18 protein-coding genes are annotated in these 24,286 nt (G+C 55.2%); 15 read left to right on the top strand and 3 right to left on the bottom strand.

Annotated elements, in window-relative coordinates:
- Positions 1–36: 36 nt before the first annotated feature.
- Entirely contained in the window at positions 37–921 is an 885-nt protein-coding gene (locus FHS27_RS23675) for a carbon-nitrogen hydrolase family protein (protein WP_184307660.1), read from the bottom strand.
- Entirely contained in the window at positions 818–4,201 is a 3,384-nt protein-coding gene (locus FHS27_RS23670; RefSeq protein WP_184307658.1) for a mechanosensitive ion channel domain-containing protein, read from the bottom strand. Before FHS27_RS23670 ends, FHS27_RS23675 begins: the two co-directional genes overlap by 104 nt.
- 237 nt (positions 4,202–4,438) lie before the next feature.
- Between FHS27_RS23670 and FHS27_RS23665 the strand changes: the two genes are divergently transcribed.
- Positions 4,439–6,427 (top strand): PAS domain-containing hybrid sensor histidine kinase/response regulator, encoded by a 1,989-nt coding sequence (locus FHS27_RS23665; RefSeq protein WP_184307656.1) that lies wholly within the window; start codon positions 4,439–4,441, stop codon positions 6,425–6,427.
- Positions 6,428–6,433: 6 nt separating this feature from the next.
- Here the strand turns inward: FHS27_RS23665 and FHS27_RS23660 are convergent, their stop codons facing one another.
- Positions 6,434–7,372, bottom strand: a complete 939-nt coding sequence (locus FHS27_RS23660; RefSeq protein ID WP_184307654.1) for a YihY/virulence factor BrkB family protein — start codon at positions 7,370–7,372, stop codon at positions 6,434–6,436.
- A 335-nt stretch (positions 7,373–7,707) separates the two neighbouring features.
- Between FHS27_RS23660 and FHS27_RS23655 the strand changes: the two genes are divergently transcribed.
- The 14 genes from FHS27_RS23655 to FHS27_RS23590 all read left to right on the top strand — a co-directional run bounded on the left by FHS27_RS23655 (position 7,708) and on the right by FHS27_RS23590 (position 24,280).
- Positions 7,708–8,124, top strand: coding sequence for a CsbD family protein (locus FHS27_RS23655; protein ID WP_184307652.1), 417 nt, complete (start codon positions 7,708–7,710; stop codon positions 8,122–8,124).
- A gap of 125 nt (positions 8,125–8,249) precedes the next feature.
- The gene (locus FHS27_RS23650) at positions 8,250–8,705 is read left to right on the top strand and encodes a hypothetical protein (protein WP_184307650.1); all 456 of its coding nucleotides are present in this window, start codon (positions 8,250–8,252) and stop codon (positions 8,703–8,705) included.
- A gap of 86 nt (positions 8,706–8,791) precedes the next feature.
- Entirely contained in the window at positions 8,792–8,929 is a 138-nt protein-coding gene (locus FHS27_RS23645) for a hypothetical protein (RefSeq protein ID WP_184307648.1), read from the top strand.
- A gap of 4 nt (positions 8,930–8,933) precedes the next feature.
- Positions 8,934–9,440 carry a phage holin family protein gene (locus FHS27_RS23640; RefSeq protein ID WP_184307646.1) on the top strand — a complete coding sequence of 169 codons (507 nt, stop codon included), beginning with the start codon at positions 8,934–8,936 and terminating at the stop codon, positions 9,438–9,440.
- Positions 9,441–9,446: 6 nt separating this feature from the next.
- Complete coding sequence (locus FHS27_RS23635) at positions 9,447–9,716, top strand: hypothetical protein (RefSeq protein ID WP_184307644.1); 270 nt, start codon at positions 9,447–9,449, stop codon at positions 9,714–9,716.
- Positions 9,717–9,964: 248 nt separating this feature from the next.
- Positions 9,965–11,029, top strand: coding sequence for an endonuclease/exonuclease/phosphatase family protein (locus FHS27_RS23630; protein WP_184307642.1), 1,065 nt, complete (start codon positions 9,965–9,967; stop codon positions 11,027–11,029).
- 8 nt (positions 11,030–11,037) lie between these two features.
- On the top strand, positions 11,038–11,754 hold the full coding sequence (locus FHS27_RS23625) for a hypothetical protein (protein WP_184307640.1): 717 nt from the start codon (positions 11,038–11,040) through the stop codon (positions 11,752–11,754).
- A gap of 610 nt (positions 11,755–12,364) precedes the next feature.
- Positions 12,365–13,399: a transposase gene (locus FHS27_RS23620; RefSeq protein ID WP_184307638.1), complete on the top strand. Its 1,035-nt coding sequence runs from the start codon at positions 12,365–12,367 to the stop codon at positions 13,397–13,399.
- A gap of 187 nt (positions 13,400–13,586) precedes the next feature.
- Positions 13,587–14,834 (top strand): DUF1559 domain-containing protein, encoded by a 1,248-nt coding sequence (locus FHS27_RS23615; protein WP_184307636.1) that lies wholly within the window; start codon positions 13,587–13,589, stop codon positions 14,832–14,834.
- Between the two features lie 234 nt (positions 14,835–15,068).
- Entirely contained in the window at positions 15,069–15,251 is a 183-nt protein-coding gene (locus FHS27_RS23610) for a hypothetical protein (protein WP_184307634.1), read from the top strand.
- 94 nt (positions 15,252–15,345) lie between these two features.
- Entirely contained in the window at positions 15,346–16,983 is a 1,638-nt protein-coding gene (gene malQ / locus FHS27_RS23605) for a 4-alpha-glucanotransferase (RefSeq protein WP_184307631.1), read from the top strand.
- Entirely contained in the window at positions 16,983–21,704 is a 4,722-nt protein-coding gene (locus tag FHS27_RS23600; protein WP_184307629.1) for an alpha-amylase family glycosyl hydrolase, read from the top strand. The genes malQ and FHS27_RS23600 overlap by 1 nt, the downstream gene beginning before the upstream one ends.
- An 86-nt stretch (positions 21,705–21,790) precedes the next feature.
- On the top strand, positions 21,791–23,104 hold the full coding sequence (locus tag FHS27_RS23595; protein ID WP_184307627.1) for an MFS transporter: 1,314 nt from the start codon (positions 21,791–21,793) through the stop codon (positions 23,102–23,104).
- 21 nt (positions 23,105–23,125) lie between these two features.
- On the top strand, positions 23,126–24,280 hold the full coding sequence (locus FHS27_RS23590; RefSeq protein WP_221225337.1) for a XylR family transcriptional regulator: 1,155 nt from the start codon (positions 23,126–23,128) through the stop codon (positions 24,278–24,280).
- Positions 24,281–24,286: the final 6 nt, after the last annotated feature.

The raw sequence follows: 24,286 nt of genomic DNA, 5'->3' as shown, positions 1-24,286 counted from the left end.
CAACCCGCGTCGCGTGGCCTTTGGCTTTCACCGCAATCAATCGTCAATACTCACCTTCGCCAGTAGCATCTCCTCCTCATTCCCTTCTGCTTTGCAAAGGACTTTGTCCAGCGGATGAGTGATCTGCGACCGGCCGCCGAGGACGACGTGAAGATCGTCAGTCTTCAATTCGCCCGCCGCATTGCAATAAACGAACACGATGTTGTTTTCAAAAGCGCGGGTCGTACACAGGGAATCAATCAGCAGAATCTCGTCATCAACGTCATCTTTGCTGTCGACCGAGATCGGAAACGACCAGTAGGTTGGGGAGATCACCAACTTAACGCCTTGACGAACCATTTCTGCGAACATGGCTGGAAACGAAACATCCCAGCAGATGATCAGGCCGACCAGACCGTAAGCAGTTGGAAAGACGGAAACCGCAGTGCCGGGCGTCAGAATAGCCTTCTCCGTCTCCCAAAGATTGATTTTTCGGTAGCTGCCCGCAACGCTTCCATCTTTGTTGATGTAGTAAGCCACATTGAATAGCAGTCCATCGAGTTGCGCTGTCCAGCTTCCGGGCACCAGGTCGACAGAGTACTTGACCGCTAGACTTTGGCACGCGGCCAAAAATTCGGCGGCGCGGGCCACGAATGCCGTCTGACCTGCAAGCGGTCCGGTGATCGCATCCTCTGGGAACACGACCAACTGCGCCCCCTGTTTTGTCGCTTGCCGGATGAACGACTCCATCCGCTCCAGGTTCTCGTCGGGAGCCGAGGGAATGATTTCAAGTTGGACCACTGCGGTTAAGACTTCCATAAACAGCTTTTTTGTAGGGTTACTTAGAGTTGACAGCGCCGTTGTGGCTTGCCTGATGAATGTTAGGACCTTCTCCTGGCGAAGACGGATTTGCAATGTCCGCCTGACGAACCACATGAACATCGCGTTGTGGGAATGGGACCGATATGCCCGCGGCTCGGAATCGCTTCAGGATCTCCGCGTTGACCTCGTGCATGACACCGACGCGGCGATCCAGCGTTGCCAGATAGAATCGGACGACAAAGTTCAATGAGCTATCGCCAAAAGTCTCAAAGTTGATCAGCGGTCCGGGATCGTCCATCACATCAGGGTGGTCCGCGACCACCGATTGCAGGATCGCACGGACCTCGTCAACGTCGGAATCGTAGCTGACGCCCACATCGAGCTTCAGTCGATTGACGACGTTGGACAACGACCAATTCAGTAGCTTGCCGGTGACGAGATTCTTATTCGGAACGACCAGCTCTTTTCGATCCCAACTCGTCACCGTCGTCGCTCGCATTTGTATGCGAGATACTACTCCGGTCGTTGAGTCGATCGTCACAACATCACCAACTCGCACCGGTCGTTCGAGCAGCAGAATGATGCCAGAAACGAAGTTTGCGAAAATCTCTTGTAGACCAAACCCGAGTCCCACCGAGGCGGCAGCCAAGAGCCAGCCGAGCTTCGTCCAGGGCAGACTGAGGAAATTCAGTGTCAAGATCACGCCTCCGATCGTCAACACATAACGCAGGATGGTCGTCATCGCGTAGCGAGCCCCGCTATCAAGCCCCGTTCGTCGCAACACCAACAACTCAAGAAGCGCGGGAACATTCTTGACCGCAATCACCGTGGCCACGATCCCGATGATCGCCAACAAAATGTCGCGATACGTTACACGGTCAATCGCGTCGCCGGTTCCGATGCTGTAGAGCTCGAATCGGTCAAGCATTTCCATCGCGGGCAACACGTCCTTCCACACCAGCGACAACCCTGCGATACCAGCCGCACTGGCGATCACAAACACCAGCTTACGGGTTTGCTCGCTGAGCGCTGGTAGATCCTGCATCGCTTCCTTTTGAATTTCGATTCCGACGTCGGTCGCCAACGAACCGCCGGATTCATTTTCTTCACCGGCGAGCTTTTGCCGACGCATCGCCAATGCTTGGTCGCGAGCCATTTTGGCCTGTTGCAAGTGCAACCAACGAAACGCGAGCGCGACTGCCACGACCAGTGCAACAACAAGCAGCATGGTCGACTGAAGCGATTGGCCCAACCGATAGGCAGTGTCCAGGTAGCCCAGCAAAGTCAGAATCGCGAACATCATCGGCAATCCAGCCGCGATCGCCCAGATGACTCGTCGAAAGCGGTAGATCTTGGAATCTGGATCACGACGTCGAACATCCGAATACACGGGACTCGATGGTCGAGCGATGAAGTGATGAAACACACTGGTAGCGAGAAACAAGAGCGTTGCTGAAAAGCGAGCCACCGCCGATCGTACCGTCGCATCGGGATGCTGGTGAAAAAGAATCATTGCAAACACGATCAGCACATCCAAATTCGTGTACCACCGCAAATTGATTCGGAGCGTCTTTCGGAGCGATTCGCTCCACCCAAAATGCTTGTCGGCCAACCCACCATCGCGGCACGTTTGACTCAGCAAGTGTCGTGAAGAGGTGAACAGGGCGACATAGATCAATGCATAACCGACGCCACGCGTGAACAACGTGTCCGCCGACCCGCAAATCACAACGCAACCCAGGAAAGCCGCCAAGGCAGGCCAAGCACTCGAGAGCATCACCGTTGCAACGAGTGATTGGGTGGTCGAATCAAATTTCGCATTCCACGATTCCGCCGCTTTTCCGCTGTCGCTGATCCGCTGACGAAACGTTCCCCGCCGTGCAAAAAGGTACAGCACCGCGATAGCGCCAATCAACGATGCGATGGGTCGGCTGATGATGCCGGACACGAATTGTTTTCCGAGCGATTTGTAATTTCGCACGTCGAGCATCCATTTCGTCGCCTGAGGAATCTCATAAACCTCGCGAATTGAAACCGGAGCCGCGCTGCGAATCCAAAAAACATTTTTGTCAACGAATGCGATGTATCCGTCGATCGCCTGTTGAAGCTGTCGGTTTTCGGTCTCCATCGACAGCAGCGTTTGCAGGAGCGAATTTTGCGACTGGAGGGTCTCTTGTATTTGGTCACGCTGAGCCGACAGCAACTCTCGTTCAGAAGTCTGATCTTCGGATGCTGCCGACACGAGCCGCTCGTTCAAGTCAGCCAACCGATCCTCCAGCTCGAATGACGCGACCTGGTACGCGGCCGTCTTTTCCTCCGTCGAGGTCGACTGTTCAAACTGCAATCGAAGCTTTCGGTACTCGTCACGCTTGCTGCGAAGCAATTGCCCCATGGCTTGCGTCAACCCGACCGCGTCCAAACGATCCTCCGAAGCGATTTGGGCCGCCTCGACTTCGGTCCGTTTCTCTTTCAACTTTGACATCAGCGCCGTGGCGTCTGCGGTTTCCGCAACCATTGCCAGTCGCTCCTCAGCAAACCGAAGATTGTCCTCAGCAATAGGCTTCAGCTCTGGCGTCGCATTCGCGACCGCGCGTTTCAGGCTTGTGATCGCGGCATCGTTCGATTCCTGCTGCTGAGCGACCGCAGCTTCGCGAACTCGTTCAAGGCGTTCTTTCAATGATTGAAGACGCCGTTCATCTCGCTGTTTTTGCAATGGAAGTAGGTCGACGGTAGCCAGATACGCGGCCTGTTCGGCCTTCAATTCAGATACTTCGGCTTGAAGTGCGGCGGCAAACGATTTCGTTCGTACCAGCCGTGCGCGGGTTTCAATCGGTTCTTCGGTCGTCGGTGTGGGGAGTTCCAGTTGAGCTTGTACTTCCCTCAGCTTCTTCTCCGCTTCAGCGATCAGGCTTGGGATTTCGGTCAATCGCTTTTGCCGAGCCGCAGGTTCAGACACCTCGGCTTTGATCTTTTCGCTGAGCGTCTCCACCTCGGCTTGGATCGAGACTGATTCTTGCCGCAACTGCTCCGGTGTCAGCTCGCTTACCGGATCAACGTCCAACCTTGGGAGCGATTGGAGCTGCGTTGATAATTCCGCGATATCGTCCGCCGCGGTGTCTGACATTTGCCGAAACGACTTGGCGTTCTCGGTTCTTGAAGCCGTAATGGCTTGATAAGACTTCGCTTGCTTGTAAAGCTCGGTCAGCGATTGCGACAAGGTCTCATCTAGGTCCGACGCTGCTGCGACTTCAGCTAGGCCGCTTTCGATCGCATCGCCGGCCGCTTGATCGGCAGCGGCCGACGGCGGTTCGACCACAGTTTGAGCGTTGGCATTTGCCGATGAAAGGAATGGGACGAGAACGGACAGAGCAATAAAACGATAAAGCATGGAGTAAAGCATCGTGCATGGGGAGGGAGCGTTGACCGCTAGCGGACCAGATTGAGCGATAGTGAATCAGCCGACGCTCACCAGCTTGTCGAAACATCGGGTAGATCGCTATCACTATCGGACAACGACCAAGAATCGGCATGGTCGAGCACTATCGCAGTTGCCGGGCCAATCGTCTTGCTGGCACATGGTTTGCGACCTACTGGCTGGCATCCCCACTCGAGTTGCGCGAAGGTTCTGAAACCGCCGATGAACGTTGACAACGACTCAGTCGATCTTTTTGACTCGCTAGCGAACAACATCGCGGAACTTGCTTGGATGGTTGACCCGAGCGGGCGAGTGTTCTGGTCGAATCGGCAATGGTTGGAATACACCGGAGTCCCGAACGGTCACATGGATGGTTGGGGGTGGAAATCAATTCACCATCCCGATCACGTGTCGCGAGCGACGTCGGGCATCATGAAGGCGGTCTCTTCAGGCGACTTGGTCGAAGATCAATTTCCGCTTCGCCGGCATGATGGTGAGTTTCGTTGGTTCCTCTGCCGCATCACACCCATTCGCAACCGTTCGGGGAAGGTCGTTCGCTGGCTCGGCACTAACATTGACATCCACGACACGCTGATGCATGAAAGGAAGTTGCGAGAGAGTCAGGACCAATTGCAACTTGGCGCGGCCGTCGGTGGGTTGGGACTCGGTCAGGTCGATTACGCCAACAATTTGATTGAGATGACGCCGACGGCGATGAGTATCTTTGGACTTCCGGCCGATCAATCTGTTGCGACCCGCGACGAAATCCATTCGCTGATTCATCCCGACGACTGGCCGTCCCTTCACCAAACGCTGGAAGCGGCACTGCGTGGTGAATCCAATGGAATCATGCAATGCGAACATCGCGTTCTGCGACCCGACCAGACCGTCCGGTGGGTCAACGTCCGCAAACACTTTTTCTTTGACGAAGATCGTAACCCCAGCCGCGCTCTGGTCGCGGTTCAGGACATCACGGCCCGGGTCGAGCGAGAGCAAGAACTTGAGGTCGCAAAAAGGGAAGCGGACGCAGCCAGTCGCGCCAAGAGTGACTTCCTCGCCAACATGAGTCACGAAATCCGCTCGCCGATGGCGGCAATCTTGGGCTACGCTGACTTGATCCAACCGTCCAGCCCGGGCGACGCCGAAATGATTGAAACGATCCGGCAAAATGGCCGGTTCTTGCTGAGCCTGATCAACGACATTCTAGACCTGTCGCGGATCGAGGCGGGAAAAATGGATTTGGACCTGCTTGAGTTTAGTCCAATCGAATTGGTCGAGAGTGTCGCTTCGCTGATGAGCGTTCGTGCAGCCGAGAAGTCCCTCGACTTTCTGACCGAATACGAAACGCCCATCCCATCCACGATCAAGAGCGATCCGCTACGCATCCGCCAAATTCTGATCAACCTTGTCGGCAACGCAATCAAATTCACCGACGCGGGGCAAGTGCGACTGGTCACGCGTTATGAACGGTCGTTGGCTCAGTTGAGCTTCGCTGTCATTGATACCGGCGTTGGAATCGACGCCGAAAACCAGAAACGCCTGTTTCAGAATTTTGAGCAAGCTGACAATTCAATCGTGCGTCAATACGGTGGCAGCGGATTGGGGCTGTCAATCAGCAAGCAGTTGGCTGAAATGCTAGGAGGCGACATTGAAATGACGAGTTCACCCAACCAAGGCAGTACGTTCCGCCTGATTCTAACGGGCATTGAGTCGATGGATGCCCGGCTCGTTAACTTGAACGACCGGGACGTATCGGTCCGGGATGCCGGTCACAGACGAACAGACGCTCCCGATCGGCTGCCCGCTACGTCACAGACAGCCGAGCCATTCCGTTCGGGCTTGCGAGCGTTGGTGGTCGACGACCGCCGAGACATCCGCTTTCTCACGGCGCGCTTCATCGAGAAGCTCAATGGATGCGTTGTCGAAGCTTCTAGCGGTCGCGAAGCCGTTCGCATCCTGACTGCGTCACCGTCCGCGGCTGAGCAATTCGATGTTGTATTGATGGACGTGCAAATGCCGGAGATGGACGGGCTGACCGCAACGAAGGCACTCCGTCATGCGAACGTGACCTTGCCGATCATCGCACTCACGGCTAACGCGATGGATTCGGACCGCGATGCTTGCCTTGCTGCTGGCTACACCGATTATCTGAGCAAACCTGTCGACTCGATCAAGTTGACCGAGGTGCTCAAACGCTACTGCGGAACCTGAGCACGCTCACCCGATCTCGCTCGGCTCATCCTCGGCGACCGTTTGTTCAACAAACCGAATCGCACCTGGTTCGGGCGTTAGTCGCCGCCCGGAGTGAGTCACCCAAACTCTCGTGAACTCAGCTCCCAGCAACACGATCATGGCGCTGTAGTACACCCACACCAGGATCACCGCCAACGATCCCGCCGCCGCGCCGAGTTGTTCCCCAGGGTCAGAATATGACAGGTAGATGGACAGCGCAAGTCGCCCGAGCAAGAAGAGAACCGAAGTGAACGCCGCGCCCACCCAAACGTCTCGCCAGCGAATTTTCGCGTCTGGCATAAAACGAAAAATGGCGGCAAAGGTCACCGTGATAACGAGAAACGAGACGAGCTGATTGATCGCTGAACCGAGTTCTGCGTTGAAGCCGATCGAATTCCCGACCATCTGCGTGAGACTTTCCAAGACACCACTGATGACGAAAGAAACGACCAGCACGAAGCCAAGCCCCAAGATCATTCCAAAGGAGAGCAGCCGCTTCGTGGCAAAGGTCTTCCAGGACGATACTTCCGGGTCAGCTTTGATTCCCCATACCAGGTTCAGCGAACTCTGCAGAGACGCCACGACTCCGGTCGCCCCAAACAAGATTCCAACGAGGCCGATCAGCGCTTTCCAGCCGCCGTCGCCGACGTTCGCACTGCTTCGCATGATCTTGCCGATCTCGTCTTCGGCTGCTTGATTGCCGATCATGTTACTGATCTGTCGCTCGACCATCGTAAACGCCTTCGCCTCGGCCTCGTCGCCGCCGTAGTACCACCCGATCGACGTCGTCAGTGTAAAGACCAGTAGGAAAAGTAGCGGCGGCAACGAGAACAAAGTGTAGTACGCAAGCGACGCGGCGAGCGTACCACAACGATGCTCACCGAATCCACTGACCGTTTGTTGTAAAAGTCGAAGAGCTAACATCGAGGTCTTTGTGAGTTGAGAAAAGCAGTGCTTACTCGATGGCGATGCAATTGCTGTTCCTTCGCTACGCCGGGCTACGCTCTGGGGAAGGAACAAAGCTCTCCTTAAGCTACGTGCTTGGAAGGTTCGCCGTTTTACGAACCCTCGCGCGAGCCGTCACAACTCTACAAGTGGTCTTTTATCGACCAATTCGATTCGTCAGCGGCCAGTATCGCTATCGCGTTTTGGCGAAAAGTCCCATTTCCTATCGGGTCTTGGAGCTTTGGCACGTCAAATGCAAAGTAGTGTTCCCTCGTTAGGTCCCACGGCACACAGCAAACACTTTGGAGTTCATTATGGTTACGCGAGAAGAATTGAAGGGTCACTGGAACGAAGTCACCGGGCGATTGAAAGAACAATGGGGACAACTGACTGATGACGATCTAATGCGAGCCGAAGGTTCGGCAGAGCAACTCGTGGGCGTCGTCCAGCAAAAGACGGGCGCGACACGCCGCGAAGTTGAGCAATTCCTGACCAAGGTTCTCGGCCCGGATAACCCATGGGCGTCGCAGGTCGCCGAAGCTGCACAGCGATACGCTGATGAAGCGAAGCACTACCTGCAACAGAACGCACGCCGCGTGGTCAGTCAAACGGGTGATTACTCCGTCAAAGTTGCTGAGACCGTTCGCACCAAACCGGCCGAATCGCTCGCCATTGCATTCGGACTCGGCATCGCCGCTGGCGCTCTGTTTTTCATGGGCCGCAGGCGATAGTCGCTGGTTGTAATTGTCCCAAAGCGGCGACTCGTCTAACCCGACCTCGCCGTGAAGGCTTCACGCAAGGCGTAGCCGAAGGCGTCGGGTTCCAAAGATATCTTTTCCACCTGAGTTTGAGACTGATGACCAACACACTCGCCACACGTAAACAATCCGAGGCAATTCGAGCTCGAATGCAGCAGATTCGCAGCGAACTGCCGTACGACGTCGACATGGCTCGGCAACAGGTTCGTCAGATGACCGATTGGAAGTACCAGTTTCGGCAACATCCCGTTGCCATCATGGCCGCTGTCGCTATCGCGGGTTACATGTTGGTTCCGCAGTCGCGAAAGAGCTCGGAAGTGATTGTTAGGAATGTTGATGGCAGCTCGACAGCGGAAACCAAAGCTGCAAAGCGAGGCTTGCTGAGCGGGTTGGTCGCGGCCGCAGCGACCATGGCTATGAAATCCGGCACTTCGATGTTGACACAACATTTGTCGCAATCGTTCATGCGATCGGCGAGTAGACCCTCAACTGCGACAGAAGCTCACTCGCCGACGCCGGTTGACGTTCACTCAACCAATGAGGCGTTCTCATGATTGCCCCGATCGAAAAATTTCGTGAACCAGTGTCACTGCATCGCCAGATGGACGTGCATCGAACTTCGATGCACCGAAGTACGCCAATGTCATTACCCACCGGGATGGCCTCAGACGATCGTATCGCCAGCGTCATCGGACGGTACCCGGTTGTCGCCGTGACCACATCGGCTGTCATCGGCATCGCGATCGGTTGGTTCGTTAAACGAAAGTGGAATGGTTGAACCGATGAGCGACTCCAATATCCAAAACGGATTTCGTCAAGTCATTCGCGATTGTTTCGACTTGTTCGAGCTACAACTCGAGCTGCTCTCCGTCGACTCCCAGGAGGCGAGACGCAAAGCGATCTCAGCGCTCGCGCTCGGCGGCACAGCAGCGACGCTTGGGGCGTCGATGATCACGGTGTTGATGATCGCCCTGGGGTTTATCTTGCACGAGCAAGCCGAGATCACGGTCGGTTGGTCACTTCTGATCGTTTGCGCTGTGACGATGGTGGTGATCGTCGCTTTGGCGGGGATCGCATCTTCGATGTTGCGTGCTGCTTCGTCCGCTCTCGCGGAAACCAAGTCCGAATTCGTCGAAAATCTTCGTTGGATCAAGGCAACGATCATTTCTCCTGACACATCGGCCCGCAACCAACTGCGTTCCGAGTCTTTCCCTGACACCGTCGAAACGAACAGTCGAGTGCAACGTGCAACCTCGACAGCTTCCTCTCCCATTCCTGCACGAAGGTAAATTCCCATGTCTGCTACTACACCCGTCACACAGTCTGGTCATGTCTCATCTTCGCCGTCAACGCTCGACACCATCGGCGACACGGCGAGGGTAACGGCTGAACGCGCTGCCACTTACGCTGCCCAGCAAGGTCAAGTCGCGGCTAAGCACTACGTTTCGGAACCTGCCAAAGATCTGCTGACGTTGATGAAAGAATATGCTCGGGAAAAACCCGATGTCGCCGCGTGCTGGTGTTTCGGCCTAGGAGTCTTGGTCGGTTGGAAACTGAAACCGTGAATCCGGTCGGAAAGTCCTATCAGCGGCCAAATTAACGCGGCCTTCGTTGCTGTACGCATTGCGTAAACAATAGCTGCCGAGGTCGACGACGTGGGAGAGACTTCCAGCCTGTCGTTTGGTACCTAACAGACTGACAGACTGGAAGACTATCGCACTTATTGTTGACGCGATGGGAATACCGAATAGGAGGCATCCCGCCCGGCATCTGCCTGGGCAGCTATCGAAACGACGCATGATAGGTCTGCACCGTGTTTCCGTTCTCTATATTTACCGTTACTCTGCTAGTCGTCATTGCGGCCGGATCGTTATCGACGATCAGCAACCATCCTCATTGGCTGATACGTGCGTGGGATTTTCCCCACGTGCAGCTAGCGGTGATCACGGTCGTCGCTGCCGGCGCCTACTTCCTAGCGGCTCGATTTCATGACTCGAGTACGATCTTGAATTGGACGGTTGGATTACTCACCGTCTTGATTCTTGGATGGCTTGCTTATGGCATCACACCTTACACACCGCTGGTTTCGCCACAGACAAAGTTAGCGGAGACTTTCGATGACGACCGCCGATTATGCGTCGTCATCTCCAACGTCGAATTGGAAAATACGCAGCACGACCTGTGGATGAAGACGATTGCCGATGCGGACCCCGACTTGGCGATTGTGTTGGAAGTGGATGATCGCTGGATGAATGCAATCGAGCCATTCCGCAAGCGTTATTCCCATCAGATCGCGTTTCCTCAAGACAATTGGTACGGAATGCTTTTGTTGTCGAAGTTTCCGATCGTCCAGAGCGAAATTCGTTTCCGAGTCACCGACGACGTGCCTTCGATAGATGCGGAGGTCGAGATGCCATCGGGCGAGAGAATTCGAGTGTTGGCGGTTCATCCGAGACCACCCGAACCGATTCGCGATAACGACTCCGCTGCTCGCGATGCAGAATTGATTCTGTACGGACGTGATTTGGAAGCTGAGCATCGTCCCGCGCTGATTGGTGGCGACTTGAACGACGTTGCTTGGTCGTCGACGTCGCGTCTTTTTCTGCGTCTCAGTGGAATGCTGGATCCACGTCGAGGCCGTGGTTTTTTCAACTCGTTCAATGCCAAGCACTGGTGGATGCGATTTCCGCTTGACCACGTGTTTCACTCCCGTCACTTCACGCTGCGACGGATCGAACGGCTTGGTTGGGTCGGATCCGATCATTTTCCGATGTTGCTAGACCTGCAATGCGAGCCAGCGAGGAAGACGGAGCAAGAGCCTCTCGAGAGACGCGAAACTGATAAGGAAGAGGCGGCCGAGCTAACTTCGAGGGTATGAAACTGGCCATGATTGAACAATTTAGCGATAGCACACGAACGCTCGTCGTCTCCTATCTCGCCGTCCGACGCGGTGTGGGAATGATCGGGTTGCTACTGCCGGTCATCTTAGGTCCGCTGGGTTGGCTGATATTTGATATCCCGTTTCAAGACAACATTAGCAGCTACTATCACACGGCATTGCGAGACGTATTTGTCGGCTCGATGTGCGGCATTGGGATTTTCTTGTTGTGCTATCGAGGTTACGACTGGATCGAGAGCTGGACCGCAAACCTGGGTTGTCTATCCGCCATCGGGGTTGCCTTGTTCCCGCTCGACGCGAACAGTGATCCCTTGATTCAAAAATCGGTGATTGGCTACCTGCACACGCTCAGCGGCGGAGCATTCTTTCTGACGCTCGCGTTTTACTCGCTGTATCACTTCCCCAGTGATCGGGATACTAAGAGTGAACCTGCGCCACATCTCGCCGAGCGGAACTTGATCTATCGAATCAGCGGTCTTGTGATCTTGACCGCCATGATGTCCATGGGTGCTTACTTATTTATTGCATCGTCTCAGTGGAAGTCGTGGCTCAACGAATACAACTTTCTGTTTTGGATGGAATGGGTCGCGGTTTGGTCATTCGCAGCCGCTTGGCTGACGAAGGGTCGCGCCATCTTCGCGGACATCGCGGTGGATCTCCTGGCCATTCCGAAGCGTCTTCTCACCAACCAACTAGGTCCTTGAAGTGAATTGGCGCTTGCCGGCGATCCCTCTCACAGAGCTTGATAATATTGATCGAGTGCTTTGAATCTTGACGGCTCAGCCTTCGGATCGTCTCAATGTGTACCGTGATCGCGATTCGAGCACACGGGACTTTCAACAGTCGAGCAATGACCAATTGAAATTGTCATCGCTCGCAAGTGATGAAAACTTTTTGCGTCTCGCACTAGAGTCTTGCTTAAAACAGAAAATATTCGACACTTCTCGCTAATCTCCACCGCGATCGCATTGGTGTAGACACAAAAAAACCTGATTGCTTTTATTTGGGTTTTCTGAGGACACAAAAAAAGGAACCAGGCATGGATGCTAAAAAACACCCGTCCGCACGATACGAGAATTCTGCCATCCGCGAAAGGCAGCCTGCCCAAAATGTGGAAAGCTCGGACGACGCAAGCGAATTCGAATTCGCCGCGTTCGGTCGATAGCATTTCAGGAGGAACTCTGGAGGGTAGTGCATTACGGCGAGTACGCTGCGAACTGTCGCTGCTGCAAGACTTTCAGCACTTCCCCGCAGGACATCGAACCAAAGGCCAGGTACGACAACAAAGTACGGCAGGCTGTCATTGATCGAATCTTGGTCGATAAGCTCAACACGACAGCTGTCGCTGAGGCGATGCGGCGAGACTTCTTGCTCACGTTGTCTACCGGGTTTCTCTATGATTGTTTGGATTACGCTATTCGCAAATTTGATGGGGCTGAGTTTCGTGCCAAGGTTCTAAGCGACTTTTCCGGCTCGCTTTGTGTTGACGAAATCCACCTTGGACATCGAGTCGTGTTGCTCGCCAGCGATCCGGTTTCTGACAACCCGATTGCCTGTGCGTTGGTGTCCAAGAACGATGCGGCGCACATGCTGAGGTTCTTACGAAACCTGAAAAACCATGGGTTTTCACCTGAAACGGTAATCTCAGATCGTTCGCCGTTGTATCCCAAAACGATCGCTGAAGTCTGGTCCGATGCCGACCATCAACTCTGCGTGTTCCACGTCATCTCGGAAGTCAATGATCACGTTTTGGACGCGGTTCGTGAAGTCAGGCGGGCGATCAAGCCCAAACGAATCAAAAAGGGCCGAGGTCGCCCAAGTCGACGCCAGCGTGCGAGAGCTAAGAAGCTCAAGGAGCAGCGAGACCAAGCCGATCGACTGTTTCGGCGAAGGCACTTGATTGTGACCAAGAACTCGAACTTAACCTCCCAAGACAAATCGACCTTGACTGAATTGCTCGAACTGTCACCGGAGCTCGGAGTGCTTCGTCGATTCGTCGTCGATTTGCACGAACTCTTCGCGGTGCGTCGCAGCCAAGATCAGGCCTGGAAGATTTGGCGACGCATGAGACGTAACCGATCTTATCTGGCCAACGAGCATTTAGCCAAATCACTTGAGGTTCTCCGGAAGGAGAACATGGTCAAGCTGTTGAGCTATCTCGATCATCCTGTTTCGGTACGCAGCAAAGTACGAACGAACAATCATGTTGAGCGATGCAACCGAGTGCTTCGCTACCTGGAGAAGGTGCGGTATAAATGGCGACGACGACGAACGATCGTTCGTCATATCCTGCTACAGTTTCAAAACTGGATGAAACGCAAGGAAATCCCGGCTCCAACCGCAGGTTGAATAACCAAACATGGTGGAGATTAGCAAGAAGTGTCAAAATTGACACCAAATACGAATGACAAGGAATCGTAGGCGTTTTACGTGAAAGCGTACTTTACAACTTTATGATCCACACTACTATTGGTCAGAAGGTCGTCGATGACGCCCGTGTTGTGTTCTGTCCATTTTGATTCTGAGGTGTGGAAACATGTTTTTCTTGCGTCGGCAGCACCGAGCTGCATTTACTCTCGTCGAACTCTTAGTGGTGATTGCGATCATCGGAGTTCTTGTGGGGCTGTTGCTCCCCGCCGTCCAGGCGGCTCGCGAAGCAGCCCGTCGCATGAGCTGCAGTAACAACTTCAAACAGATCGGCTTGGGGATCCACAATTACCACGCGGCTTACAACAAGATGCCGCAGCACATGAGTGGTCCAGCGGAACCCAACGTGCCTGAGCACGACCCTCGAGTTGACACCAACCAGATGCAAAACAGCTTCCTGGTCGGGATCCTACCTTTCCTGGAACAGCAAGCAATCTGGGAACAGATTAGCAACCCACTGGTTTCGATGCCCGATGGTTCGTTACGTCCCGGTGGACCTTGGCAGCCCTTTGGTCCCTCCCATGATGTCGACGAAGGTTCCAATGAACGCCGCGGTTGGTTCTACGCACCTTGGATTACCGAGCTGCCGACCCTTCGCTGCCCCAGCGATCCGGGGCGTGGTGTGCCAGCTCAAGGGCGGACAAATTATGCCGCTTGCATGGGAGATTCGATCGAGCGTTTAAACAGAGGCACCCGCGCTTGGTGGAGCCTCACTGTGGAGGATTCGGATTCGGCGCAAGAGGGCCGAGCTGCTTGCCGCGGTGCCTTCATTGCTCGTTCGCAAACTGGGTTCCGGGACATTTTAGACGGGCTTGCCAACACCGTCGTCGCTGGTGAGATTGCGACTGACCTCGGTGACCGAGACGTTCGCACCAATCCAGGTAAGGTTACCGGTGCGTATACGAACCCCGAGGCCTGCCAAAGCGAGCGAGATCCAGAACGGCCTTTGTTCTGGCGTGCTACGACGAACGTGAATGCAAAGGATTCCGACTCTTGGACTCTTCGCTATGGACGCGGCTATCGCTGGGCAAGCGGTTACGGCTTGTACTCCGGCTTCAACACGATTTTGCCGCCCAACGAAGCCGCCTGTCACGACGATAATGGTGATTGGCGTCCGCACCGCGACGACGGAACGCTGCCCCCGAGCAGTCGGCACCAAGGCGGCGTTCACATCTTGATGGCCGACGGTGCCGTCAAGTTCGTGACCGACTCGATTGAATCGGGAAACCGACAAGCGACTCCGGTTCGCCTGTCCAACGTTGCTCCGGATCCTCGCCCTGGTTCGCAAAGTCCCTACGGGCTCTGGGGTGCCTTGGGCACGCGGGCTTCCAAGGAAACGATCGAAGAAGAACTCTAGTGGCCCGCTGCCACTTGCTTTTCGCGTAGCCGTGATCGCAGGGCAGGCTTTTAGCCTGCCTCTGCATTGCTGATGGGCAGGCCAGCAGCCTGCCCATCATTTCGGCTTCACGATCGACCGGCTAAATGTCCATCGCTGATGGTCAATTCGCGCCACCTCGGTCGCCATTTCGCGCTGAGCTCTGTCCGCCCGACGACATTTCTTAAATCACCCTCACCTATGGATCAACCTTCGATGAAACTCAACGCCCTTGGCCTGCTGCTGTTGCTCTCCACCGCCATTTTGGTCGGGTGCGGCGAAAGCAAGCCCGAAATGGTTGCAGACCCGAATGACTACGCTCCTTACCAAGCTTCACCAGATGAACTCAAGGCTCAACAGGAAGCTGCGAAGCAGCAGTCAGGTCCGCCGAAGTACTGAGCGTTTTCTGCCGATACCGAGCGATCGTTCGAGAGTTGTTTTGTCATAGTGGCACAGAAGTAGTTTGTGATCCTCGCATCAAGAGATTGGTAACATGAGATTCTCGCAGAGAGCAAGCGGGATTTTGCTTCATCCGACATCATTGCCCTCCGATCATGGCATCGGTGACCTGGGCCGTGAGGCATTCCGTTTCATCGACTATCTCGTCGAATCGTCACAGAGTTATTGGCAGATCTTACCGCTCGGGCCGACCTCTTATGGCAACTCACCGTACGCATCTGTCTCCACGTTTGCGGGCAACCCGTTGCTGATTGATGTGGAGCAGTTTGCCGTAGGAGCCCGGGCAGAGGACCTTCTGGAATCCGTGGTTGATCCAGGAACAAATGACATCGATTACGACCACGTGATCGAGGTGAAAGGAAGTCTCCTTCGCCAACTCGCTAGCCGGTTTCTGGAAACGGCCACGCCCCCACGACGAGCCGAGTTTGAGCAGTTTTGCGACCACCATCGACGATGGTTGGATGATTACACACTTTTTGTCGCGATTAAGGCCTATTTTGATCGTCAAGCATCCGACGATGCAAATTGTTCCAACTCTGCCTGGAATGTGTATTGGGACACCGAAATCGCTCGGCGTCAGCCATCTGCCATGGCCACTTGGACACGACGGTGCGAGTGTGAAATTCAGATCGAAAAGGTACTGCAGTTTCATTTCTTCGAGCAGTGGAGGCGACTGAAGTCCTACGCGAATGAACGTGGGGTTCGGTTGATCGGCGATGTGCCCATCTTTGTCGCGTTGGACAGCGCGGATGTTTGGGCCGCCCCCCATCAGTTCTTGCTCGATGCCGATCTGCAGCCCCAGTTCGTGGCTGGCGTTCCACCGGATTACTTCAGCTCAACTGGTCAGCGGTGGGGTAACCCGCTGTACGACTGGGATGCGATGCGGGACGACGGTTTCGATTGGTGGATGCGTCGGTTCGCGGCTACGCTGCAATTCGTCGATGTTGTTCGGTTGGATCACTTTCGTGGCTTCTCGTCATGTTGGGCGATCCCCGCCGGTGAGCCGTTGGCGACCCAAGGTCAATGGCTCGACTCACCGGGCGACGAGCTGTTTCTTCGTTTGAAGCAAGTGCTCGGCCCCGTCGAATTGATTGCCGAGGACCTAGGCGTCATCACCGATGATGTTGAACAGCTTCGGCAAGACCATCACTTCCCCGGAATGCGGATTCTGCAGTTCGCGTTTGATGAAAATGAAACACGACGAGAACATTTCCTGCCGCAAAACTACGATCCGCATACGGTTGTCTACACCGGCACGCATGACAACAGCACCGTCCACGGATGGTTTACGAATCAATCCGAAACGGTTCAACAGAACGTGCTTCAGTTCATAGGCGAATCGTGTGGCGACGTGGCTTGGGACTTCATTCGCTTGGCGATGCACTCATCGGCCAACACCGCTATCGCTCCGATGCAGGACGTCTTGAGCCTGAACGATGAAGCGAGGCTAAATCTTCCCGGAACGATCGGAGCGAACTGGCGGTGGCGACTCCCCTGCAACTATACGGCATCGGGCACCGCGTCCAAGCTTGCTGACTTGGTCTCCTGCACCCATCGAAATAGCCAAAGCGGTCAGAGCGATGTCCGCCCTCCGCATTCTCATTACCAGACGATCAACACCGAGCCAAAGCTGCTCTCGTCCAAGCGGCTTGTCAATGTCGAGGCAACCTGATGAAGTCCCATTTGAATCCTCTTTTAATGTTTGTTGCACTCGCCGGCATCACCATTGGCTCCATTTCGGTCGGCGCCGCAGATCCAACTATCCCCACATCGACTGAGCGGACTCAAGGGCATCGCTTTGCCGACGAGACGACGGTCTTTATCTTCGACGAAAGTGTCTACGATGTCGACCCATCGCGGGTGGTCGTCACGGGATCCTTTCGCGGTTGGTCGACGGACATGGACGAGGCCGCGTGGCAACTTCAACCAAGCACCTTCGACCCCACGTTGTGGACACTCTCCGTCCCCAATCCGAATGGCAACGTAATCATTCCCTCGGCTCCGTTCAAGTTTCGCATTGACGACGGCCAATGGTTGGAGCCGCCAGCCGATGCTCTCAATCGGGAAGGTGGTAACCTTGTCCATCGACCGGGTTTTCAAGCGGTTCGGATGACCGCCGAAATTCTTCGAAGCGGTTTAATCCACGTTCGACTCCAAGGTGGTAACACGAGTGATGGCGGCGAGACTGCAACGCGGCCTCTCGAGGCACGCGAGTATCGCTTGTCCGATGCGTTGGGTAACACGATCGTCATCAATGCCGTATCACCGATTAACGAACAGGAAGCACTGCTCATCCCTGCTGAACGCATTGATGCCAAACGCGTTCACTACCTCGAACTGCCAGCAAAGAATTTGCGCAGCCTGTGTCGGTTCGATGGTTGGTTTCGTGACCTCTATTCCAATAAGCCACTCGGTGCCAATGTTGCCGGCGATGGCTCGTCGACGACTTGGCGGATGTTCGCCCCTCGGGCCACTGGCATGCGGTTGTACCTCTACTCATCCGCGATGGACAAGACAGCTTCGCGAACGATCGACATGACCCAGGATGACGATGGCATTTGGGAAGCCTCGGTGCCGGGCGACCAACACGGTGTTTACTACGACTTCACTGTCCACGGGCCGCCCGATCCGGGCAATTTCTTTTACGAAACTCACCAGGTCCACATCAGCGACCCTTACGCACGCGTGAGCCTCGATAGTTTCGGCAAGTGCCGTGTTTGGAAACCGACCACACCCGCCACGCCACTGAAGAACGGACGCCCTGCGATCCAAGACGTCGTCGCGTACGAAGTTCACGTGGAGGACTTCACCGGACAGCTCCCGGTCGATGAAGCGATTAAGGGCACGTTTCCTGCCATGACCAAGACCGGGCTGACCAACGAACTTGGCCAACCAATCGGGTTCGACTATTTGGTCAACCTAGGCATCAACGTCGTTCACTTGATGCCAGTCCAGGAGTTCTTGCACTACCCCGACGATCAGTGGCAGACGGCGTTCCAAGACGATCCCTACATGATCGCTGCGGGCGTCAACGAATCGAACTACCAATGGGGCTACCGCACGACGCACGCGTTTGCCATCGAGTCACGATTCCGAAAACGAGGCACGCCCAACGGAGCCCAACGAGACCAGTTCCGCGACTTGGTCCAGGCGTTTCATGACCATGACATTGCGGTCATCATTGATTTGGTGCCCAACCACACCGGCGAGAACATGGACGGGCGTCATTTCCTGTTCAACTTCAACACGCTGGACCTGCCGTACTACTACCGAACCGATGAGCAAGTGCAGCACATCGGTCCGTTCGGCAACGAAATCAAAACCGAGGACCGTCCGATGGTCCAAAGATGGTTAATCGACCAGTGCAAACAACTAATCGACGAGTTCGGGATCGACGGCTATCGCATCGACTTGGCGGGACAGATTGACAAACAGACCTTGAAACGACTGCGTCATGAACTCGGTCCCGACGTAATCGTTTATGGTGAACCTTGGATCGCCCCGTCGGACCCGGATGTGGCCAACAACCCCGACTTGGGTTGGTATAAAGAGGACGCTCCGATCACCTACTTCCAAGACGACGCACGCAACGCGTTCAAGGGGCCGACCAGCAACCCGACGGACAAGAAGACCGATCGCGGTTACGCTGGCGGCGACGCTACGCAACGTGAGCGAGTGCAGCTCGCCCTCACCAACGGATTCGAAGACGAAATCGATCCCACCCGTGGGATCAATTACCTCGACATTCACGACAATTGGGCACTCGCCGATCAGTTCGCCACGACCAATTGGGACGGCCGCCAAGGGGTCGACGAGCGAAGATTCAAACTCGCCGCGGGATTGCTGTTCACTTCACTCGGTCCGATCGTGATGCACGGCGGAACCGAAATGATGCGGAGTAAAGGGGCAGCCGAACTGAAGGAAGTGATCAAATCCTTGCCCGACGGCGATCTCGCCTATCACGGAAAGTCGGACACGTACAACCTTCGGTTTGCCAACGAGTTTTCCTGGGACAACGTTGGTCGTGCCAAGGCGGCTCCAGGATCCAAACACGACTACGCGGGGATGGTCGAGTACTGGAAAGGATTGATCCAGCTCCGCATGAGTGAAGCTGGACGCGCGTTCCGGCTCGGGCGAGTTCCCGCGGAGGACTATTATCAATGGATCTTGCCTGATGACCCACACTTACTCGGGTACCTGGTCGATGAATCGATCTTGGTTTTAATGAACACCAGCGACGCCGATGCGACGTTCACGGATATCGAATTGCCCGATGGCCGGTGGCGTTTGGTCGCCAACCCACACCGCGTCGATATCACCGGTGGGGTCAAAGGGCTGCTGGCCAACTTGGTCGGCGGTCGACCGATCGACATTCCCGTCGAACAAATCGGCATGAACATCTGGGTCCGCGATCGTAACTCTCCCAGCGAAGCGGCGACCTCGTCAAAGCCCGCCGATTCGTTAAATCAATCCATGTCTTTCGACCGTCCTTGGAACGAAGACGTCATCTACTTTGCGATGACGGACCGCTTCTGCGACGGCGACAAAACCAACAACATACCCGCTGGAAGTGATCCTACACTTCACGATCCAACCCAAAAGGACATTCATCGTTACCACGGCGGCGACCTGCGGGGCATCGAACGCGCGATCGCCGATGGGTACTTCAACAAGCTAGGTGTGACGACGCTTTGGTTGACCCCGCCGGTCAAGAATGCATGGCGATCGCCATACGATCTGGGCGGCCCGAAGACGGGCTACCACGGATACTGGACGCAAGATTTCTTGGACATTGACCCGCACTTGACCAGTTCGACGTCGCTCGACGGATCCCCCTATGCGGACGACCGCGATGGACGGATGAGTCATTACAAGGACGTCGTCTCGCTGGCTCATGCTCATGGTTTGAAGGTCATCCAAGATGTCGTGTGCAATCACATCGGTCCGTTGTTTTTCTATGACCAAAACGGAGACGGACGGTTAAACCCGAATCAGAAGCAAGAATGGATCGCGCCGTACACGAGCAGCGCTTACACCAACACGCGTTGGACAAACATTCCAGATTGGAATCTGCGTCCACCCCAACCGGCCGGGCCGTTAAGTGTCCTGGGGAAACCGGTCGAGGCGGCGGGTCTGCTGCGAGACTTCCATGTATACGGGCGCCGCGGATTCAACTCTGACAGTTTGGGCAAGTCCGATGGCGAGGAGGTAACGTGTGATTTCTTTTCGCTACGCGACCTGGCGACCGGGCCTGACGAAGCGCATTTCGACGCGTTGGTTGACGAGTTTGTTGCGATTTATGCATTTTACATCGATGACATCGGTGTCGACGGACTGCGGCTGGATACGGTTAAGCACGTCCACCATGAATTCTGGACGGAGTTCACGTCGCGATTACGCGAGCGGCTCGGTCCCAAGGCGTCGAGATTGCTGATCACTGGTGAAGTCTACGACGGAAATCCTCGGGTTCTCGGTCGCTACACGTACGCTTTGGATCTCGATTCGGGTGAGCGAACGACCGAAACCTGTTTGGACTCACTACTGAATTTCCAGTTTTGTTTCTCGCTGCGAGATTACCTGAGAAAACCGGGAGACGCTTTCGGGGACGCACGCGGTTTGGCACGCACCACAAACTCGTTCAAGGAGAAAGGCCTGGCCGGATTCTACAATTCAAAACCGGGGGCCGACGGTTTAGTGCCGCGTCAAAAGATGGTGAACTTCTTTGAAAACCACGACGGGCTCAATCGTTTTTTGGTCAGTGACATCGACGCGACCAAACACTCGCTCGCGTTGACGATCATGATGACCAGCGAAGGCATTCCGTGCCTGTACTACGGAACCGAAGCGGCGCTGCGCGACACCGAGGGCACCTCGCAGCACGATAGCGAAACCGGTCGAATGACGTTCTGCGTCAACGGCAGCCGTCAAACCTTGGATTCAGCAAAACGGTCGGATTCGTTTGAGTTGATCAGTCACTTGAGCGATCTGCGACGAGAATACCCGGTCTTGCAAACCGGCCGAACGGAAACGCTGTGGGTCGATCAGTCTGACAACGAGGCTGACGATGGGTTATACGTGTTCGCGAGGTACTCAACCAACGAATTGGGCGTCGACACTGGCAACACCATCGTCATCGCCGTCAACGCCAACCCGCATCAATCTGCATCCGCGGCTGACATCTCATTATCATGTGGCGACGAACGCTCGGTGGCATTGGTGCAAGCTGATGATTCGCTAAAGTTGGTCCAACTTTTTAGTGGGCAAGCTGATGAGGCGGATGCCTCCGGCATCAAAAGCATCAACGTCAATCCCGCCACCGGCCTACCGATGGTATCGTTGACCGTCCCACCGAGCTCTGCGATCGCTTACATTGTTACCGATTCGGAAGGTTAGTGGTTTAATTCGTCCCATCGTATCGAACAAAGTAAAGTCGGTTGTTCAAAGAAAAAGCGTCGTTATCGTTCTGGCAAATCTGCAACATGTCCGTTGGGTTCTTCGGAATTCAGTTTGGGTGGGGTCTGCAGATGGGCAACATGTCATCGATCTACGAATATCTGGGCGCGAACGAAAGCGAGTTGCCGTTGTTGTGGCTCGCCGCTCCGCTGACGGGATTGATCGTGCAGCCGATCATCGGTCACATGAGCGACAACACGTGGTGCTTCCTCGGTCGGCGGCGTCCTTACTTCCTTGTCGGCGCAATCTTTTCCAGCATCGCGTTGATTTTGATGCCACAAAGCAGCGCGCTGTGGATGGCGGCCGGATTACTGTGGGTGCTCGATGCGTCGGTCAACATCAGCATGGAGCCGTTCCGTGCGTTTGTCGCCGACTTGCTTCCCGAGCGGCAACGGACGGTCGGTTTTGCGATGCAATCCGTGTTCATCGGAGCGGGTGCGGTCATCGCCTCGAAACTGCCCGGATGGCTCGAAGCCAGCGGTGTCGGATCAACGACTTCACAAGCGGACCCGATTCCGCAGACGGTTCACGTGGCGTTCACGACTGGTGCGGTCGTGTTCTTCTTGGCCGTGCTTTGGACGGTGCTCACGACACGTGAACATCCTCCCGAGACTACCAACGAAGAGGCCGACAAGGATTCGACCACCCAACGCAGTGGTCCCGCCGAAATCTGGGACGCGTTTCGGAACATGCCATCGCGGATGAAGCACTTGGCCGCAGTCCAATTCCTGACTTGGATGGGGTTGTTTTGCATGTGGATTTTCTTCACCGTCGCGGTCGCTCGGGATATCCTCGGGGCGACTGACACCCAGTCGGATCTATACAAACAGGGCATCTATTTGGCGAACGATTGTTTTGCGACGTACAACATGGTCGCGTTCTTCACCGCAATCGGTTTCCTATGGATTGGTCGATTTGTTTCCGCCAAATGGTTGCACGTTGTCTCGCTCGCGTGCGGCGGGATCGGCTTGTCGTCGGTGCTGATTGTTCGAGATCCGACCTTGTTGACATGGGGCAGCTTTGTCGGCGTCGGGATCGCTTGGGCATCGATCTTGTCGATGCCATACGCGATGCTTTCGGGGGCGTTGCCGGAAAAACGAATTGGTGTCTACATGGGCATCTTCAATTTGTTCATCGTGATCCCCCAAATTTTGGTGGCGATCATCTTGAGCCGCGTGCTTGCCAACAGCGAGGATATCAGTCGGTTGCATGTCGTGACTTTCGGAGGCGTATGTTTGTTGGTCGCGGCGATCATCACTGCGTTTATTCCGTACCGACCCAACTTCCAGGTTCTTGAATCGGATGTCTCCGACCCGCTCTCATTGGAGTCGGCGACATGATGGATCAGCCGGAAAGAATCGATGGCAGTTGAACGCAAACGAGTCGCCTTGATTGTCGAGTCATCGGGTAGCTATGGCCGTGACTTGCTCGACGGGATCACGCAGTACTGCCGCGAGGCCAATGATTGGATCGTGTTCTACGAGCAACGTGATCTATCGAGCGACTTGCCGCTGTGGTTGATGAATTGGGACGGGCACGGAATCATCACGCGGATCACCAGCCCCAAGTTGTTCGAGGCGGCCAAGCGATCGGGCATCGTCATGGTCGAATTGACCGACCGTGGCAGCGAATCCGGAGCTATCACTTTGCGATCCGACGACGAAGCGATCGGTCGATTGGGAGTTGACCATTTTTCCGAGCGAGGGTTCAACAATTTTGCTTTTTGCGGTTTTGATGACGAAGCTTGGTCGTTGCGGCGAGAACGTGCGTTTGCGGAGCGAGCCAGCGAGTTGGGCTCATGTGCGGTTTACCGTTCGCGTTGGCATGGTGCCACCAAAACGCCGTGGGAGAAAGAACAGGCAAAACTGATCGAATGGATCCGATCACTTCCCACTCCCGTCGGCGTGATGGGGTGCAGCGACATTCGCGGGCAGCATGTTTTGCAGGCTTGTGTGCAAGCCGGGCTCGACACGCCCGAGGAAGTCGCAGTGCTTGGCGTGGACAACGACGAATTGGTTTGCCAATTGTCAACGCCACCACTTTCGAGCATCATCACGAATGCACGATTGATCGGATACAAAGCCGCCGAGGCACTCGCGAAGATGATCAAGGGCGAGCCGCCCAATTTAACTCGAGAACGTTTTGCTCCCGTGGGCGTCTGCACGCGGCAATCGACGGACATTGTTGCCATCGACGATCCCGACATTTCCATGGCAATCACGTACATTCGTGAAAATGCGTGTGCGGGAATCAGTGTCGACGATGTATTGAAGAACGTCCCAGTCTCTCGCAGTACACTGGAACGACAGATGCGGAAGTATCTTCATCGATCACCGCAACAAGAGATCCGCAAAGTTCGATTGAGCCGGGCTTGTGAGCTGTTGAAGATGACCGACTTGTCCATCGAACGGATCTCGGCCAAGGCAGGATTTAATAACCCGGAATACATGCACGCGTTCTTTCGACGTGAACTGAAGATGACCCCCGGCGAGTTCCGTGACTCGGTAAGAAGTTGAGGTGGC

Source organism: Aporhodopirellula rubra (assembly GCF_014192335.1).
GTDB lineage: Bacteria > Planctomycetota > Planctomycetia > Pirellulales > Pirellulaceae > Rhodopirellula > Rhodopirellula rubra.
This window is presented reverse-complemented; position numbering and strand designations above follow the sequence as displayed.